Origin of the sequence: Bacillus sp. TH50 (genome assembly GCF_016650565.1) — a bacterium.
GTDB lineage: Bacteria > Bacillota > Bacilli > Bacillales > Bacillaceae_G > Bacillus_A > Bacillus_A mycoides.
In genome coordinates this window covers 1,775,993-1,791,668 of sequence record NZ_JAEKFM010000003.1, presented here as the reverse complement: position 1 = coordinate 1,791,668, position 15,676 = coordinate 1,775,993, and the positions used below count along the sequence as shown (strand labels likewise).

Sequence of the window (15,676 nt, the reverse complement as noted above, 5' to 3'; positions counted from 1 at the left end):
ATAGTCTGATTTAAGTTATTAGTACTGGAGGGAAATAAGAATGCGTGTGAATATTACTCTAGCATGTACAGAATGCGGAGATCGTAACTATATCTCAAAGAAAAACAAACGTAACAACGCTGAGCGTATCGAGCTTAAAAAGTATTGCAAGCGTGACAAGAAGTCTACGTTACACCGTGAAACAAAGTAAGCAGTAGGAATATTTTCCTACTGTTTCTTTTTTTTATGCGATTCCTACGTAAAAGTGATACACTATCTTCGTAGAGTAAAGTGTCACTGCAAGGGGGAAAAGTGTGTGAAAGAAGAGAAAATACGTTTACGCAAACAAATAATAGAACACATGAATTCTTTATCTGAAGAACAGTATACAACTTTATCGGAACAAATTGCAGTTTCGGTGTATGGACAAAAAGAGTGGGTTGAAGCTAAAACAATTGGAATCACTCTCTCGATGGAGCATGAAGTGAATACATATCCTATTATCGAAAAAGCTTGGGAAGAAGGAAAGAAAATTGTTGTTCCGAAGTGTAATAAAGGGACAAGAACGATGTCTTTTCGACAAATTAGTAATTTAAATCAATTAGAAACAGTATATATGAATTTACGTGAACCGATTCCAGCACTTACGGAAGAAGTGAATGCGTGTGAAATTGATCTTCTTATCGTGCCGGGAGTAGCTTATACACGCCGAGGAGAACGGATTGGATATGGCGGTGGCTACTATGATCGTTATCTCGTGCACTATAAAGGGAAAACGCTATCATTAGCTTATGATTTTCAAATTGTAAAACATATTCCGGTAGAGCCATTTGATAAAAATGTAGAAAAAATTATTACAGAAAAAGGAACAATGGTTATAAATGGGCTTGTATAGACAAATAAAAATTGACGAGACTTTTTCTTCTTGATTATAATAAAATATGTGAACGTTTTCTTATTATAATTTTTTTATAGTAAGTGAGCATAAAGGGTGATGAAATGATATCCATTTATGATATTCAGCAATTGCTAAAGAAATTTGGCACGATTATTTATACGGGTGATCGAATCGCTGATTTACAATTAATGCAAGATGAATTGCGTGAATTAAATCAATCACAGCTAATCGATCCACTAGACTATCAAACAGCTTTATTTTTGTTGAAGCAAGAAATTCAAAAAGAGATAAATAAGAAATAGATAAATAAGAAATAGATAAATAAGAAATAGATAAAGGTAGGTACGTAACATGGAAGAGAAATGGTTAGTTGGTGTTGACCTTGGTGGTACAACGATTAAATTAGCATTTATTAATGTGTACGGTGAAATTTTACATAAGTGGGAAATCCCTACGAATACAAATGAACAAGGAAAACATATTACACTTGATGTAGCGAAAGCTATTGATAAAAAGTTAGAAGAATTAGGTGAATTAAAAAGTAAGCTAATTGGTATTGGTATGGGAGCTCCTGGTCCTGTACATGTGGCATCTGGAATGATTTATGAAGCGGTTAATTTAGGATGGAAAAACTATCCGTTAAAAGATTTACTAGAAGTAGAAACGGGATTACCTGTTGTTATTGATAATGATGCAAACTTAGCGGCGCTTGGTGAAATGTGGAAAGGTGCTGGTGAAGGAGCAAAAGATTTAATTTGTATGACACTTGGCACTGGTGTTGGTGGTGGTGTTATCGCCAATGGTGAGATTGTACATGGTATAAGCGGTGCTGCTGGTGAGATTGGACATATTACAGTTGTTACAGAGAACGCTTTTCCATGTAATTGCGGGAAGTCGGGTTGTTTAGAAACGGTAGCCTCTGCAACAGGTATTGTGCGTGTTGCTATGCAACAAATACAAGAGACAGATAAAGAAAGTGTTTTACGTTCTATGTTAGCAGAAGAAGGGCTTATTACATCAAAAGATGTGTTTGAAGCGCTTGGACAAGGTGACGAACTAGCAGGTGAAGTAGTGGAAAAAGTAGCTTCTTATTTAGGATTAGCTGTAGCGAACCTTGCTAGTACGTTGAACCCAGAGAAAATCGTAATTGGTGGTGGCGTATCTAAAGCTGGAGATTCACTATTAGAGCCAATTCAACGTTATTTCGAGCAATATGCTTTCTCTCGTGCTGTAAAGAGTACGAAGTTAGCAATTGCAATACTTGGTAATGATGCAGGTGTAATTGGAGGAGCGTGGCTTGTAAAAAAGCACAAATACGAGGCGAAGATGATATAAGTTGTGAATAATGAAAAGAGGAAGGGGCCCCCTTCCTCTTTTTATGCAAGATCTTGTTGGAGAATAAAAATGTAAATGGATTAAGCTGTTGGTGGGTACCCATTATATAGAACAGTCATGATTGTAAACCATCCGAAAACAAGTACGGTTGCAATAGCGAAGCCGCCCGCGAATAAGTTTTTTTCGCGAAGTGTTCTAAGCGTAGCAAATACAGCTAACAGAGTGACTAGCGTAAAAATAATAACAAGGCCCATACAATATCCTCCTCTGTCTACTCATTCCTTAGAATGAGTTTTTAGAATATTTACTCTTTTATATTGTACATGTTTTAAAAATGATTGTCGAGATGACACGCCTTCTTTTCCTAAGAGAAAGAAATGTTGTATCATTAAAAGTAAATTAAATAACTGGAGGAGATTTTCATATGAAATGGATACAAATGCCTTTAGGCCCATTACAAACAAATGCTTATATTTTAACGAATGATCAAAATGAGTGTATTATTTTTGATCCTGGTCATGAAGGAGAGAAACTTGTTACATATTTACAGGAAGCGCAGTTAAAGCCACTTGCGGTTTTATTAACACATGCTCACTTTGATCATATTGGTGCTGTTGATGCCGTGAGAGACGCTTTTCATATTCCTGTATACGTACATAAAGAAGAAGCGGATTGGTTAGGAGATGCAACTGTGAATGGCTCGCAAATTTTTATGATGAACCGCAGTATTACAGCAAAACCAGCAGATCATATTATTGACGGAGAGGGTACATTAACGATCGGTTCTTTTAGTTTTGAAATTTTTGAGACACCAGGACATTCTCCAGGAAGTATTTCTTATTACAGTAAAGAAGCGAATGCTGTATTTTCTGGAGATGTATTGTTCCAAATGAGTATTGGAAGAACGGATTTACCTGGTGGAAGTTTTGCTGAATTAATTGGAAGTATTGAAGAGAAGCTATTTGTATTACCAGATGAAACAGCAGTGCTATGTGGACACGGTCCAGAAACAAGTATTGGATTTGAAAAAGAAAATAATCCATTTTTACAATAAGGAGTCATTATGGGGATGGAGCTCATTTTAAGACAATGGATGGAAAAAGAAAAGGATCATTCGATTTCATATAGTACGTATATGAACCTCGTATTATATGCAGAGGAACATGGGTATTATATGAGAGAACGTGAAAAAATTGGAAGACAGGGAGATTTTTTTACGAGTAGCAATGTATCTTCTGTATTTGCGAAGACTTTTGCTAAGTTTTTTATTCGGCTTGTTGAAAAGGGAGAAGTTTTTCCAAATATTTGTGAGATTGGTGGGGGAACAGGAAAGTTTGCCTATGATGTTTTACAAGAATGGAAACAATTATCTCCGGAAACCTTTATCAATTTAAACTATTCAATTATTGAAGTGAGCCCTTTTCATAGAAGGCTACAACAGGAGAGGCTTTGCTTATTTGATAATGTGTCGTATTATACATCTTATATTGAAATGGGAGAGTCTTTCGAAGGAATTATTTTTTCGAATGAATTATTTGATGCGTTTCCTGTTGAGATAGTTGAGAAAAGAAATGGAATTTTGTATGAAGTACGTATCACGTATACAGATGAGGGAAACCTTACAGAAGTATTTAGACCGATAGAGAAAAGAGTCGGTCGTTACTTATTGAAATATAACATTCATATTGCTGAGGGACAGCGCTTTGAAGTGCCTATTGCAATGGAAGAGTATATAGAAGAGATTGCGAAATGGTTTCAGAAAGGTATATGTATTATAGTTGATTATGGATATACAAAAGAAGAATGGATGCATCCTGCACATCGTGAAGGAAGTTTAAGAGGATATTATAAGCACAAGCTAATTCGTAATCCTCTTGCATATCCAGGAGAAATGGACCTTACTACGCATGTTCATTGGGATGAGTTGAAGATGAATTTTGAGCTACAAGGAATTAATACGATATGGCATAGGAAGCAATCAGAGTTTTTGTTAGCAGCAGGAATATTAGATCAGCTTGCTAGCCATCAAGATACCAACCCTTTTTCTGAAACTCAAAAACTAAATAGAGCTATTCGCTCTATGATTTTGAACGGAGGATTAGGTAATGCTTTCGATGTTGTTATACACACAAAAGATATGAAGAATTTACTTTTGAATCAATATTTAACAATATGAAAAAAAACAAGACACAGTATTTTCTGTGTCTTGTTTTTTAATACGACTTTTAATTATGTAGCATTATATATTTTCTCTCATGATATATATTTATATTAAAGATATGAGATGAAAAATATAGAATACACTCTTTTTCTCTGTCTATAGGTCCCTAACCTAATAATACGCGAACGAGTTGAATGATTGTTTCGTTTTCTACTTTGTAGTAAATTTCCAATCCTTTTCTTTCACTAGAAACGATTTTAGCACTTTTTAACTTTGCTAAATGCTGTGAAATTGTAGATTGTGGCATGTTTAAGCCTGTGTACATTGTAGAAACGTTGCTTGGGCCACGTTCAATTAATCCCTTTACAATACATAAGCGAACAGGATGAGCAAGCACTTTCAATAATTCTGCATTGCTTTCATATAGTTCTATTTCTTTTTGAAAGGTTTCTAACATGTTCTTTTCCACCTCCGTGTGAGCTGTTATACCATACTATACATACCAAAAAATCAAAGAAAAGAAAACAGTTGTTGCAGAAAAAAAGTCCTAAAGTAAAGAAATTGTAAGAAAAGAGACCCTGATGTAAATAAAATAGATAAATTTGCACAGTTTTGTAAAATGACATTTTTGAGTGAAAATTTTGATGCGTTTCAAAAATTGAAAGATATAGATATATTCGTAACACAATTTTATCATGATTTTCTTATTCTTTCAAATGAATATACAAAATTTTTAAAATAATATGACAAAGGAATTATAATGTTATATATAGAATATATAACAGGTTAAAAGAAAAGAAGCTGATTATGATCAGCTTCTTTATGATGATAATGAAATGTTTGGATGTAACTGATACATCTTAGAATAATCAAGTCATTAGTCATTTATTCTAGAGTTCATCTTGTATCAATTTTAAAAATCTGTGATTCCATATATTCTCATAAAAATTAATTGTCTCTTTTGCGGACATAAATGGATTATTTAACGTAGAGGTTGTTTTCTGTACCATGAAGTTTTCGTATCCTAGTCCATGGGCAAATTTAATCGTAGCATCCATACAGTACTCTGTTTGGGCACCACAAAATTCAATACGATGTACAGATAATTGGTCTAAAATCTCTTTTAAGTTCGTTTTATAAAATGAATTTGCATGTGTTTTTCTTACAAAAAAATCTTGTTCTTGAACATCTAGATCGGTATGAATAGCCCAAAGTTCTTTTTCGGGTACCAAATCATCATCACAATGTTGAACAAAAATGATTGGTTTATTTGATTTTCTGTATGAAGAAATTCTTTTATTTACTTTTGTAAGTAAATTTTGTAAATCGAATAAATGCTCTTCGCTATAACATACCCCATTTTGCAAATCGATAACGATTAAAATATCTGCACAAGTATCCATTATTTTTACCCCTTTTTTATTTCTTAATATATCAATTAGTCCATTACTTGGAAATAGATAATGCATTTTTATTTTTTTATGGACTATAACAGAAAGAGAAACATTAAAATGAATATGCTAGACAGCATAAAAAGAAGATATAAAAACTTAATTTCATATCTTCTTTTCTCTCTATGCATTAATAGGTTCTTCTACATAAGATAGAGCATTTTCGAAATCGGATATTAAATCGTTAACATTTTCAAGACCAACCGATAAACGGAGTAATGAATTGGAAATCCCTCTTTCATCACGTGCTTCCTGTGATAAAGCTGCATGTGACATTTTTGCTGGATATGAAAGAATAGATTCAACAGCTCCTAGACTAACCGCAAAAACGGGTAGTTTAACTTTTGATAAAAATTGGCGCAGTGCATCTTCGGATTGTAAGGTGAAAGATAAAACAGCCCCAGCTGATGTTGCTTGAGTTTGTTGAATACTATAGCCAAGATGTGATTGTAATCCAGGGTAATAGACATTTTGAACTTTAGAGTGCTCTTGTAAAAAATGTGCGATTTTGTTGGCACCTGCAGCTGAATGTTCGAGACGTACATGCAATGTTTTAATGCCGCGAAGCACGAGAGAACAATCTTGCGGTCCTAAAATAGCGCCGAATGCATTTTGTAAAAATCCAAGTTTTTGAGCGAGTTCGGCATCTTTTACAACTGCTAATCCGGCAGTAACATCACTATGACCGGCAATGAATTTTGTGGCACTATGAAGAACGACATCGGCGCCAAGGTCAAGTGGCTTCTGGAATAGTGGTGTCAAAAATGTATTATCAACAAATGTAAGAGCACCAATAGATTTTGCAAGATTAGAAACAGCACGAATATCTGTCACTTTTAAAAGTGGGTTAGAAGGTGTTTCTACATAAAAGAGCTTCGTATTTGGTTTAATGTTTTCTTTTACTTCTTCCACATTGGTCATATCAACAAATGTATGTGAAACACCATAACGGGAGAGAACTTCAGTAACAATTCGATAAGTACCTCCATATACATCTTCTGAAATAAGAACATGGTCACCTTGTGAAAGAAGGAGAAATGCAGTAGAAATGGCTGCAATGCCTGATGCAAAGGCAAATCCTTTTGTCCCGCCTTCTAATAAAGCAATGATATCTTCAAGAGCTTCACGTGTTGGATTTCCAGATCTACTATAGTCATACTTTCCGAAAGCATCTACATCAAACTGATGGAATGTTGATGTGTTATAGATGGGAACGTTAACAGCTCCTGTGTGTGAGTCATGCTTGTATTGATTATGCAGTAAAAGCGTATCTATGGAATAACTCATATTCTTACACCTTCTTTTACAAGTTTAATTGCTTGCTTTAAGTCTTGAATTAAGTCGTTGCTATTTTCGATGCCGACTGAAAAACGGAGAAGACGATTACACACACCACGTGCTGTTCGAACATCTTCTGGAATGTCGGCATGAGTTTGCGTTGCTGGATAAGTCATTAAACTTTCGACGCCGCCAAGACTTTCAGCAAATGTAATTAAGGATAAAGATTGTAAGAAAGGATTAATCCAAGTTTCATCTTGAAGGCGAAATGAAATCATACCACCTCTTCCTGGATAAAATACATCTGTCACACCATCTTCATCATTTAAATAAGCAACAATTGCATGAGCGTTTTCTTCATGCTGTTTCATGCGAAGTGCTAAAGTCTTCATGCCTCGAATTAATAGCCATGAATCAAACGGGCTTAAGACAGCACCAGAGGCATTATGATAATGAGCAAGCTCCTCGCAAAGAGATTTCCCTTTCGCAACGACAAGTCCGCTTAGTACATCGTTATGACCGCCTAAATATTTAGTTGCGCTATGAAGGACGATGTTTGCACCTTCTGTTAATGGTTGCTGTATATAAGGTGTATAGAACGTGTTATCTACAATAAGAAGTAGTCCGTGCCTTTTCGCTACACTTGCTACACTTACGATATCAGTTACTTGCATTAATGGATTAGTCGGTGTTTCTATGAAAATAGCCTTCGTTTGAGATGTGATTGCTTGCTCAATTTGTTTAATAGATTGTGTATCTACGTATCTACATCGAATATTCCACTTGTCTTCATGTTCGGAAAATAGACGATATGTTCCCCCGTATAAGTCTTCAGATACGATAAGCTCATCTCCGGAACGGAATAGTGAAAGGACAAGGAGAACAGCCGCCATTCCTGAACTACAGGCATACCCTTGCTCACCGCTTTCTAAGTCTGCAATTGCCTGTTCTAAAAGACCGCGAGTCGGATTTCCAGTTCTTGAATAGTCAAAGCCAGTAGATTTACCAATTCCTTCGTGACGATAAGCAGTTGAGAAATAAACAGGTGGATTAACAGTTCCTGTTGTAGTTTCGCTACGGTTCCCGATTTGTGCTAGTTTTGTTTCGATTGTTGACATGTGAAAATTCCCCCTTTTTAAAGTGAACGACTAAGTGAAAATAAAAAAAGCCTTCTAAGAAGAAGGCTTTCGGATTGAATAGAGTCTTCTTCTCATCTGTCAAATCTTTCACAATTTGCTGGAATTAGCACCTTATTAACGAATGAATGTTAATGGTTGCTGAGGCGTCAAAGGGCCAGTCCCTCTACCTCTCTAGATAAGAATGTTCGTATGAAATTTTATTATGGTTTTAACTTTACAACAAAAGATAACTGAATTGCAACTTTATTTTAAATAATTTTTATTTTTCCGCAAGTGTCATTGACTTTTATTTTAGTGCGTGCTAAATTTATAAAAAATTAACAAACATTGTTAAAAGGGGAACGTATTTCCTTTTAGCTACATAAATAAAATAATAAAGACAAACTCTTATTGAGAGCGGTGGAGGGAAAGGCCCTGTGAAACCCGGCAACCTTCAAACTAAATGTTTGAAACGGTGCTAAAACCTGCAAAACGTGTGTTTTGCATAATAAGAGGAGGAACAATTATGTCCCCCTCTTCAAAGTGAAGAGGGGGTTTTTATATTGATAGAAATGAGGGAGATTCGTGAAATTACTAGATTTATTATCAAAAGGAATTGTAATAGGTGATGGTGCGGTTGGAACGTTATTACATTCGCATGGTTTACAAAGTAGTTTTGAAGAATTGAATTTGTCTGATCCGGACTTAATTATATCGATCCATAAACAATATGTAGCTGCTGGAGCGGATGTTATTCAAACGAATACGTATGGTGCGAATGAAGCGAAACTCCGCATGTATGGTCTAGAGAATCAAGTTGTCCAAATTAATAAAGCGGCAGTGAATATTGCGAAAGCATCAGTAACAGATCGGAATGCAATTTTAGGGACAATTGGAGGTATGAAACATATTGGTGCTGTTACAACGACTGATATAGAGCGAGAATTTATGTTACTTGAGCAGGCAGGTGCTTTACTAGAAGAACAGGTTGATGGATTACTATTAGAAACTTTTTATGATGAATTTGAATTATTGCATGCGGTTAAAGTATTGCGTAAACAAACGAATATTCCGATTGTTGCTCAGTTAGCGTTACATGAGGCAGGTACGACTCAAAATGGGAATGATGTCAATGAAATATTAAAACAGCTTTTAGATTACGGTGCCAATGTTGTTGGGTTGAACTGTCAACTAGGCCCGCTTCACATGACGGAAGCTTTCAAAATGATATCGATTCCTCAAAATGGCTATTTATCAGCATATCCGAATGCAGGTCTCCCGAATTATGTGGAAGGGCGTTACGTATATGAGGGAAGTCCAGCGTATTTTGAAGAGATGACACCAAACTTTATTGAACAAGGTATTCGTTTATTAGGTGGTTGTTGTGGTACTACCCCGGAACATATTGAAGGAATGAAACGTGCTATTGCAAATGTTGCACCTGTAATAGCAAAGGAGACGATTCAAAGGCCTAAAGTGGTCCATACACATGAGAAGCGTTCGAGAGCTCATGTTACTCTAGCAGAAAAGGCAAAGAAACAAACGACAGTTGTAGTGGAATTAGATCCACCGAAAACGTTAGACACGCAGCGTTTTTTTGAAGGGGCAAGAGCACTGAAAAGGGCTGGAGCGGATGCTATTACTCTAGCAGATAATTCATTAGCATCTCCTCGTGTTTCGAATATGGCTATGGGTGCATTATTAACGAAGCATGATATTCCAGTATTGACGCATTTAACGTGTAGAGACCATAACGTCATTGGACTACAGTCTCACTTACTTGGATTATCAGCATTAGGTATGGAGGAAGTGCTAGCTTTAACTGGTGATCCAGCGCGCGTTGGTGATTTCCCAGGTGCAACTTCTGTATATGATTTGTCATCGATAGAGCTCATTAAAATGATTAAAGAGATGAACGACGGTCGCTCTATTTTAGGGAAATCAATTGGTCCGGCAACAAGATTTTCTGTCGGAGGTGCATTCAATCCTCATGTAAGGCATTTAAAAGCAGCGGTCAAGCGAATGGAACGAAAAATTGATGCTGGTGCTGAATATTTCTTAACGCAGCCGATATATGATGTTGCTTTAATAGAAGAAGTATATGAAGCGACAAAGCATTTGGAACAACCTATCTTTATTGGAATTATGCCGTTAGTAAGTAAGCGGAACGCAGATTTTCTTCATTTTGAAGTGCCGGGTATTACTCTCCCTGAAGAGATAAGACAAAGAATGGATGGACATGAAACGAAAGAGGCAGCCATAGAGGAAGGGATTCGTATTTCACAAGAGTTGATCGATGCGGCGATGAAATACTTTAACGGTATTTATCTTATTACACCGTTTTTAAAATATGAAATTACAGAACATCTCGTGAAATATGTGAGAGAAAAGCAAGAAGTGAAAGAAGGTATTAATTGATGAAACGAATAGAAGAGAGATTACAACATGAAATTTTAATATTAGATGGTGCAATGGGAACGATGATCCAGCAAGAAGACTTAACAGCGGAAGATTTTGGAGGAGAAGAATACGAAGGTTGTAATGAATATTTAGTAAAAACAAGACCGGATGTTATTTTAAATATTCATAAAGTCTACATTGAAGCTGGAGCAGATATTATTGAAACGAATACGTTTGGTGCAACAAATATTGTATTAAGTGATTATGCATTGTCTCATTTAGATGAAGAGTTAAACGAAAGGGCAGCGCTTTTGGCGAAGCAAGCAGTTAAAGAAAGTGGGAAAGAAGTGTATGTTGCGGGAGCGATGGGACCAACGACGAAAGCGATTAGTGTTACAGGTGGTGTGACTTTTGAAGAGTTAATTGAAGCCTATACAAGGCAAGCGAGAGGACTATTAAGAGGAGAAGTTGATGTATTACTCGTTGAAACGAGTCAAGATATGCGTAATGTGAAAGCTGCGTACATTGGAATTCAATCGGCGTTTGAAGAACTAAACAAAATAGTACCTATTATGATTTCTGGAACAATTGAACCGATGGGAACGACTTTAGCGGGTCAAACGATCGAAGCCTTTTATTTATCGGTAGAGCATATGAAGCCATTATCGGTTGGATTAAACTGTGCTACTGGTCCAGAATTTATGAGGGAACATATACGTTCCCTATCTGATTTATCGGAGTGTTATATTTCGTGTTATCCAAACGCTGGTCTTCCTGATGAAGATGGGCATTATCACGAATCTCCAGCGTCACTTGCTGAAAAAGTAAAACGTTTTGCTGAAGAAGGATGGATTAATATTATTGGTGGTTGTTGTGGCACAACACCAGAACATATACGTGTAATGAAATCGGCGCTTGCCTCGATTAATCCTCGTGAGCATCATGAAAGGGTTGGACATGGAATTAGTGGACTAGAAGCGTTGCAATACGATGATTCTATGAGGCCTTTATTTGTTGGAGAAAGGACGAATGTAATTGGATCGCGTAAGTTTAAAAGATTAGTAGCAGAAGGGAAATTTGAAGAGGCTGCTGAAGTGGCAAGAGCGCAAGTGAAGAAAAATGCTCATATTATTGATATTTGTATGGCAGACCCTGATCGTGATGAAATAGAAGATATGGAAAGATTCTTGGCAGAAGTTACGAAAGTGTTAAAAGTACCGATTATGATTGATTCAACAGATGAAAATGTTATGGCGAAAGCTCTTACTTATATTCAAGGAAAAGGTGTTATCAATTCTATTAATTTAGAGGATGGAGAAGAACGTTTTGAAAAAGTGACACCCCTTCTTCGGAAATACGGTGCTGCGATAGTTGTAGGGACAATTGATGAAGATGGTATGGCAGTTAGTGCAGAAAGAAAGATAGAGATTGCTAAAAGAAGCTATGAATTACTAACGAAGAAGTATGGTATACGCCCATCTGATATTATTTTTGATGCGCTTGTGTTTCCTGTAGGAACAGGTGATGAAGAATATATAGGTTCAGCGGCAGCGACTATAGAAGGAATTCGTCTTATTAAAGAAGCGTTACCAGAATGTTTAACGATTCTAGGTGTGAGTAATATATCTTTTGGTTTACCACCAGCTGGACGTGAAGTATTAAACTCTGTCTTTCTATATCATGCAACGAAAGCAGGATTAGATTATGCGATTGTTAATACGGAAAAATTAGAACGCTATGCGTTAATTCCAGAGGAAGAAAAACGTCTTGCGGATGCATTATTATTTGAAACGACGAAAGAGACGTTAGAAAAATTTACAAACTTTTATCGTGTTGCCAAAAAGAAAGATGTCGTTATACAAGAAACGCTAACACTTGACGAACGACTGGCAAATTATATTGTAGAAGGTACGAAGCAAGGACTACAAGAAGATCTAAGTCTCGCGCTTACAGAAGGGCGAAAACCTCTGGATATTATTAACGGGCCGCTTATGACAGGAATGGATGAGGTGGGGCGATTATTTAATGGTAATGAGCTTATCGTTGCTGAAGTATTGCAAAGTGCTGAAAGTATGAAAGCTGCCGTAAGTTATTTAGAGCCACATATGGAATCTAGTGAGAGTGCAAAAAAAGGGAAAGTATTATTAGCGACTGTTAAAGGAGACGTACATGATATTGGGAAAAACCTTGTTGAAATTATTTTATCAAATAACGGATATGAAATTATTAATTTAGGAATTAATGTTCGTTCGGATCGAATTGTTCAAGAAGTACAAGAAAAGAAACCTGATATTATTGGCCTTTCTGGTTTGTTAGTAAAATCCGCACAACAAATGGTAACGACTGCTGAAGATTTAAAAGCAGCCAATATTGATATTCCAATTGTTGTAGGTGGTGCAGCACTAACGAGGAAATTTACAGATAATCGTATTTCTCCATCTTATAAAGGGCTCGTATGTTATGCAAGTGATGCAATGACAGGTCTTGATATTATTAACAAATTACAAAAAGAAGAAGAACGTGAAAAGATGAAGCGAGATAAAAAGGAACGCCATCTTCATATTGTGAAACAAGAGGAGAAAAAAATAGAAATTCCCGCAGTTATTGAGCCGTTGCCAAAAGCAACTGTTATAGTGCCAGATTCGACGAAACGAGTTGTATTACGGGATATTCCTGCCCTTCATCTTGCACCGTTTTTAAATAGACAAATGTTAATTGGACACCATCTTGGGTTAAAAGGAAACGTAAAAAAACTCTTGCAAGAAGGGGATAAAAGAGCACATGAGCTAAATGATTTAATTGATGAATTATTACAAGAAGGACAATCTTGGTTACGCCCAAAAGCGGTGTATCAATTTTTCCCGGCGCAAAGTGATGGACAAAATATAATTATATACGATCCGGAAGATCACACACGTATTATAGAGCGATTTGAATTTCCGAGACAAGGGAAAGCACCATACCGTACTTTAGGAGATTATATACGCCCGATTGGAGATGAGATGGATTATGTCGCTTTCTTATCTGTTACCGTTGGAGAAGGGGTTCGAGATATTGCAGAGGAATGGAAGGCGAAGGGAGATTATTTACGCAGTCATGCAATTCAGTCGTTAGCACTTGAATTAGCAGAAGGACTTGCTGAAAAAACACATATGCTCATTCGTGATCGTTGGGGAATTCCAGACTCACCTGAACTGACGATGGAAGAGAGATTCCGTACGAAATATAGAGGAATACGCGTATCATTTGGTTATCCAGCATGCCCAGAACTTGCTGATCAAGAAAAATTATTTCGCTTAATTCATCCAGAAGAAATTGGTATTTCATTAACAGAAGGATTTATGATGGAGCCAGAAGCGTCTGTAACGGCTATGGTATTTTCTCACCCTGAGGCAAGGTATTTTAGTGTACTATAGTGTAGAAGGGGGAGACGTATGAAAAAAATAGTCTTTACAGGTGGCGGTTCGGCAGGGCATGTAACGCCTAATTTAGCAATTATTCCACATTTACAAAAGCAGAACTGGGATATCTCTTATATTGGTTCTCATCAAGGGATTGAGAAAACGATTATAGAAAAAGAAGGAATTCCGTATCATAGTATTGCAAGCGGGAAGCTACGTCGTTATTTTGATTTGAAAAATATAAAAGATCCTTTTCTCGTGATGAAGGGTGTTATGGATGCGTACGTAACAATTCGTAAACTAAAACCGGATGTTATTTTTTCAAAAGGTGGTTTCGTATCCGTACCAGTCGTAATTGGAGGATGGCTAAATAGGGTGCCAGTTTTATTACATGAATCTGATATGACACCTGGACTAGCAAATAAAATTGCGCTCCGTTTTGCCTCGAAAATATTTGTTACATTTGAAGAAGCAGCGAAACATTTACCGAAAGAAAAAGTAATATATACAGGATCGCCTGTACGTGAAGACGTACTAAGAGGAAATCTTGAAAAAGGTTTAAAGTTTCTAGGGTTTTCCCGGAAGAGATCAGTTATTACTGTTATGGGAGGAAGTTTAGGCGCAAAGAAAATTAATGAAACGGTTCGATCGGCACTTCCAGATCTTCTGAAAAATTATCAAATTGTGCATCTTTGCGGAAAAGGAAATCTTGATGAATCCTTACAAAATAAAGAAGGATATAGACAATTTGAATATATACATGAAGAGTTGTCGGATATATTAGCAGCAACAGATTTTGTTATTTCACGTGCGGGATCCAACGCAATTTTTGAATTTTTAACAATACAAAAGCCGATGGTTTTAATTCCGTTATCGAAATTTGCAAGCCGTGGAGATCAAATTTTAAATGCTGAATCCTTTAAAAGACAAGGGTATGCATCGGTATTATATGAAGAGGATGTAACGGTGAACTCACTTATAAAGCATATAGAAGAGCTATCTCATAATAATGAGACGTATAAAACAGCATTAAAAAAATATAATGGAAAAGAAGCGATTAAAACTATCATTCAACATATTTCAGAGGCATGATTAAACAATCATGTCTTTTTTAGTAGGATGAAAGATTCCAAGAATTGATATTTTTATGTTACAATAAAGTGAAACTTTAATCAGTGGGGGGGTCATCCCCACTGATTATTAGCCCTCACCAATCGGGCTTTTACGGGCAGTTAATCCCACACCTAACTTCTTTGTTTTCGCTGAATTTTGAGGTGGGGGTCTTACTGCCCTCAAATAGCGGGGTAACAAATGGTTAATAGGGAAATTCCAATTGATTAAGCGTGAAAATACGAATGGATTAGGAGTGACTGTGTTGGAGCTAAGTCTCTATGAAAATACTGCACTTATTATATGCTTTGTGTTGTACGTTGGTAGTGTTATTGTTTATATTTCACGGAAATTTTCACAAGAACGAGAGCTTGAAAAATCAGAAATAACAGCTGAACTAGAAATGTTAGCTGATGAAAGTTATAAAAAACAAAAAATAAAAGAAGATCATGAGGCACCCCATCATTGAAACGCAAATAAGTTCTAAGGATGGGGATTTTTTTTGAAAAAATCCCATTAACGCTAAAAAAGGAGTTTCCCCATAC

Annotated in this window: 15 protein-coding genes and 2 riboswitches; of the genes, 10 read left to right on the top strand and 5 right to left on the bottom strand. The window is 36.3% G+C overall.

From position 1 onward, the window contains the following. Positions 1 to 40 precede the first annotated feature (40 nt). The 4 genes from rpmG to glcK all read left to right on the top strand — a co-directional run bounded on the left by rpmG (position 41) and on the right by glcK (position 2,212). Positions 41 to 190, top strand: coding sequence for a 50S ribosomal protein L33 (gene rpmG, locus JFU23_RS09305; RefSeq protein WP_001265616.1), 150 nt, complete (start codon positions 41 to 43; stop codon positions 188 to 190). Between the two features lie 105 nt (positions 191 to 295). Beyond that, a complete protein-coding gene (locus JFU23_RS09300) occupies positions 296 to 874 on the top strand; it encodes a 5-formyltetrahydrofolate cyclo-ligase (protein WP_002015142.1) in 579 nt (192 codons plus the stop codon). A 104-nt stretch (positions 875 to 978) separates the two neighbouring features. Then, the gene (locus JFU23_RS09295) at positions 979 to 1,179 is read left to right on the top strand and encodes a YqgQ family protein (RefSeq protein WP_201031789.1); all 201 of its coding nucleotides are present in this window, start codon (positions 979 to 981) and stop codon (positions 1,177 to 1,179) included. A gap of 49 nt (positions 1,180 to 1,228) precedes the next feature. Beyond that, positions 1,229 to 2,212, top strand: a complete 984-nt coding sequence (gene glcK, locus JFU23_RS09290; protein ID WP_002088641.1) for a glucokinase — start codon at positions 1,229 to 1,231, stop codon at positions 2,210 to 2,212. An 80-nt stretch (positions 2,213 to 2,292) separates the two neighbouring features. Here glcK and JFU23_RS09285 read toward each other — a convergent pair whose 3' ends face one another. Next, a complete protein-coding gene (locus JFU23_RS09285) occupies positions 2,293 to 2,466 on the bottom strand; it encodes a DUF2759 domain-containing protein (RefSeq protein WP_002015138.1) in 174 nt (57 codons plus the stop codon). A gap of 170 nt (positions 2,467 to 2,636) precedes the next feature. On the opposite strand from JFU23_RS09285, the gene JFU23_RS09280 reads away from it, so the two are divergent. Then, positions 2,637 to 3,266, top strand: a complete 630-nt coding sequence (locus JFU23_RS09280) for an MBL fold metallo-hydrolase (RefSeq protein ID WP_016092321.1) — start codon at positions 2,637 to 2,639, stop codon at positions 3,264 to 3,266. Between the two features lie 9 nt (positions 3,267 to 3,275). Beyond that, the gene (locus JFU23_RS09275) at positions 3,276 to 4,388 is read left to right on the top strand and encodes a class I SAM-dependent methyltransferase (protein ID WP_201031788.1); all 1,113 of its coding nucleotides are present in this window, start codon (positions 3,276 to 3,278) and stop codon (positions 4,386 to 4,388) included. Between the two features lie 151 nt (positions 4,389 to 4,539). On the opposite strand, the gene JFU23_RS09270 is transcribed toward JFU23_RS09275, so the two are convergent. The 4 genes from JFU23_RS09270 to metI form a co-directional block, all read right to left on the bottom strand. Continuing rightward, positions 4,540 to 4,830, bottom strand: coding sequence for an ArsR/SmtB family transcription factor (locus JFU23_RS09270; protein WP_000894375.1), 291 nt, complete (start codon positions 4,828 to 4,830; stop codon positions 4,540 to 4,542). Positions 4,831 to 5,263: 433 nt separating this feature from the next. After that, positions 5,264 to 5,776, bottom strand: coding sequence for a cysteine hydrolase family protein (locus JFU23_RS09265; RefSeq protein ID WP_137057952.1), 513 nt, complete (start codon positions 5,774 to 5,776; stop codon positions 5,264 to 5,266). A 171-nt stretch (positions 5,777 to 5,947) separates the two neighbouring features. After that, positions 5,948 to 7,111, bottom strand: a complete 1,164-nt coding sequence (metC, locus tag JFU23_RS09260; protein WP_201031787.1) for a cystathionine beta-lyase — start codon at positions 7,109 to 7,111, stop codon at positions 5,948 to 5,950. Further along, a complete protein-coding gene (gene metI / locus JFU23_RS09255) occupies positions 7,108 to 8,220 on the bottom strand; it encodes a cystathionine gamma-synthase/O-acetylhomoserine thiolyase (RefSeq protein WP_002067146.1) in 1,113 nt (370 codons plus the stop codon). Before metI ends, metC begins: the two co-directional genes overlap by 4 nt. 89 nt (positions 8,221 to 8,309) lie before the next feature. Next, positions 8,310 to 8,423: riboswitch (SAM riboswitch) on the bottom strand. A gap of 202 nt (positions 8,424 to 8,625) precedes the next feature. Next, a riboswitch (SAM riboswitch) is annotated at positions 8,626 to 8,735 on the top strand. 70 nt (positions 8,736 to 8,805) lie between these two features. Between metI and JFU23_RS09250 the strand changes: the two genes are divergently transcribed. From JFU23_RS09250 to JFU23_RS09235, 4 genes are all read left to right on the top strand, one after another. Next, the gene (locus JFU23_RS09250) at positions 8,806 to 10,638 is read left to right on the top strand and encodes a bifunctional homocysteine S-methyltransferase/methylenetetrahydrofolate reductase (protein ID WP_201031786.1); all 1,833 of its coding nucleotides are present in this window, start codon (positions 8,806 to 8,808) and stop codon (positions 10,636 to 10,638) included. Continuing rightward, positions 10,638 to 14,036: a methionine synthase gene (gene metH, locus JFU23_RS09245; protein ID WP_016100612.1), complete on the top strand. Its 3,399-nt coding sequence runs from the start codon at positions 10,638 to 10,640 to the stop codon at positions 14,034 to 14,036. Before JFU23_RS09250 ends, metH begins: the two co-directional genes overlap by 1 nt. A gap of 18 nt (positions 14,037 to 14,054) precedes the next feature. Continuing rightward, entirely contained in the window at positions 14,055 to 15,113 is a 1,059-nt protein-coding gene (locus JFU23_RS09240; protein ID WP_201031785.1) for an undecaprenyldiphospho-muramoylpentapeptide beta-N-acetylglucosaminyltransferase, read from the top strand. A gap of 244 nt (positions 15,114 to 15,357) precedes the next feature. Further along, on the top strand, positions 15,358 to 15,600 hold the full coding sequence (locus JFU23_RS09235; RefSeq protein ID WP_085960924.1) for a DUF3966 domain-containing protein: 243 nt from the start codon (positions 15,358 to 15,360) through the stop codon (positions 15,598 to 15,600). The last annotated feature ends 76 nt before the right edge of the window (positions 15,601 to 15,676 follow it).

Excerpts from the sequence above, each read along its gene's own strand:
- rpmG (WP_001265616.1), top strand. The coding sequence starts at position 41 with ATGCGTGTGAATATTACTCTAGCATGTACAGAATGCGGAGATCGTAAC.
- JFU23_RS09295 (WP_201031789.1), top strand. The coding sequence starts at position 979 with ATGATATCCATTTATGATATTCAGCAATTGCTAAAGAAATTTGGCACG.
- glcK (WP_002088641.1), top strand. The coding sequence starts at position 1,229 with ATGGAAGAGAAATGGTTAGTTGGTGTTGACCTTGGTGGTACAACGATT.
- JFU23_RS09285 (WP_002015138.1), bottom strand. The coding sequence starts at position 2,466 with ATGGGCCTTGTTATTATTTTTACGCTAGTCACTCTGTTAGCTGTATTT.
- JFU23_RS09280 (WP_016092321.1), top strand. The coding sequence starts at position 2,637 with ATGAAATGGATACAAATGCCTTTAGGCCCATTACAAACAAATGCTTAT.
- JFU23_RS09275 (WP_201031788.1), top strand. The coding sequence starts at position 3,276 with ATGGGGATGGAGCTCATTTTAAGACAATGGATGGAAAAAGAAAAGGAT.
- JFU23_RS09270 (WP_000894375.1), bottom strand. The coding sequence starts at position 4,830 with ATGTTAGAAACCTTTCAAAAAGAAATAGAACTATATGAAAGCAATGCA.
- JFU23_RS09265 (WP_137057952.1), bottom strand. The coding sequence starts at position 5,776 with ATGGATACTTGTGCAGATATTTTAATCGTTATCGATTTGCAAAATGGG.
- metC (WP_201031787.1), bottom strand. The coding sequence starts at position 7,111 with ATGAGTTATTCCATAGATACGCTTTTACTGCATAATCAATACAAGCAT.
- metI (WP_002067146.1), bottom strand. The coding sequence starts at position 8,220 with ATGTCAACAATCGAAACAAAACTAGCACAAATCGGGAACCGTAGCGAA.
- metH (WP_016100612.1), top strand. The coding sequence starts at position 10,638 with ATGAAACGAATAGAAGAGAGATTACAACATGAAATTTTAATATTAGAT.
- JFU23_RS09240 (WP_201031785.1), top strand. The coding sequence starts at position 14,055 with ATGAAAAAAATAGTCTTTACAGGTGGCGGTTCGGCAGGGCATGTAACG.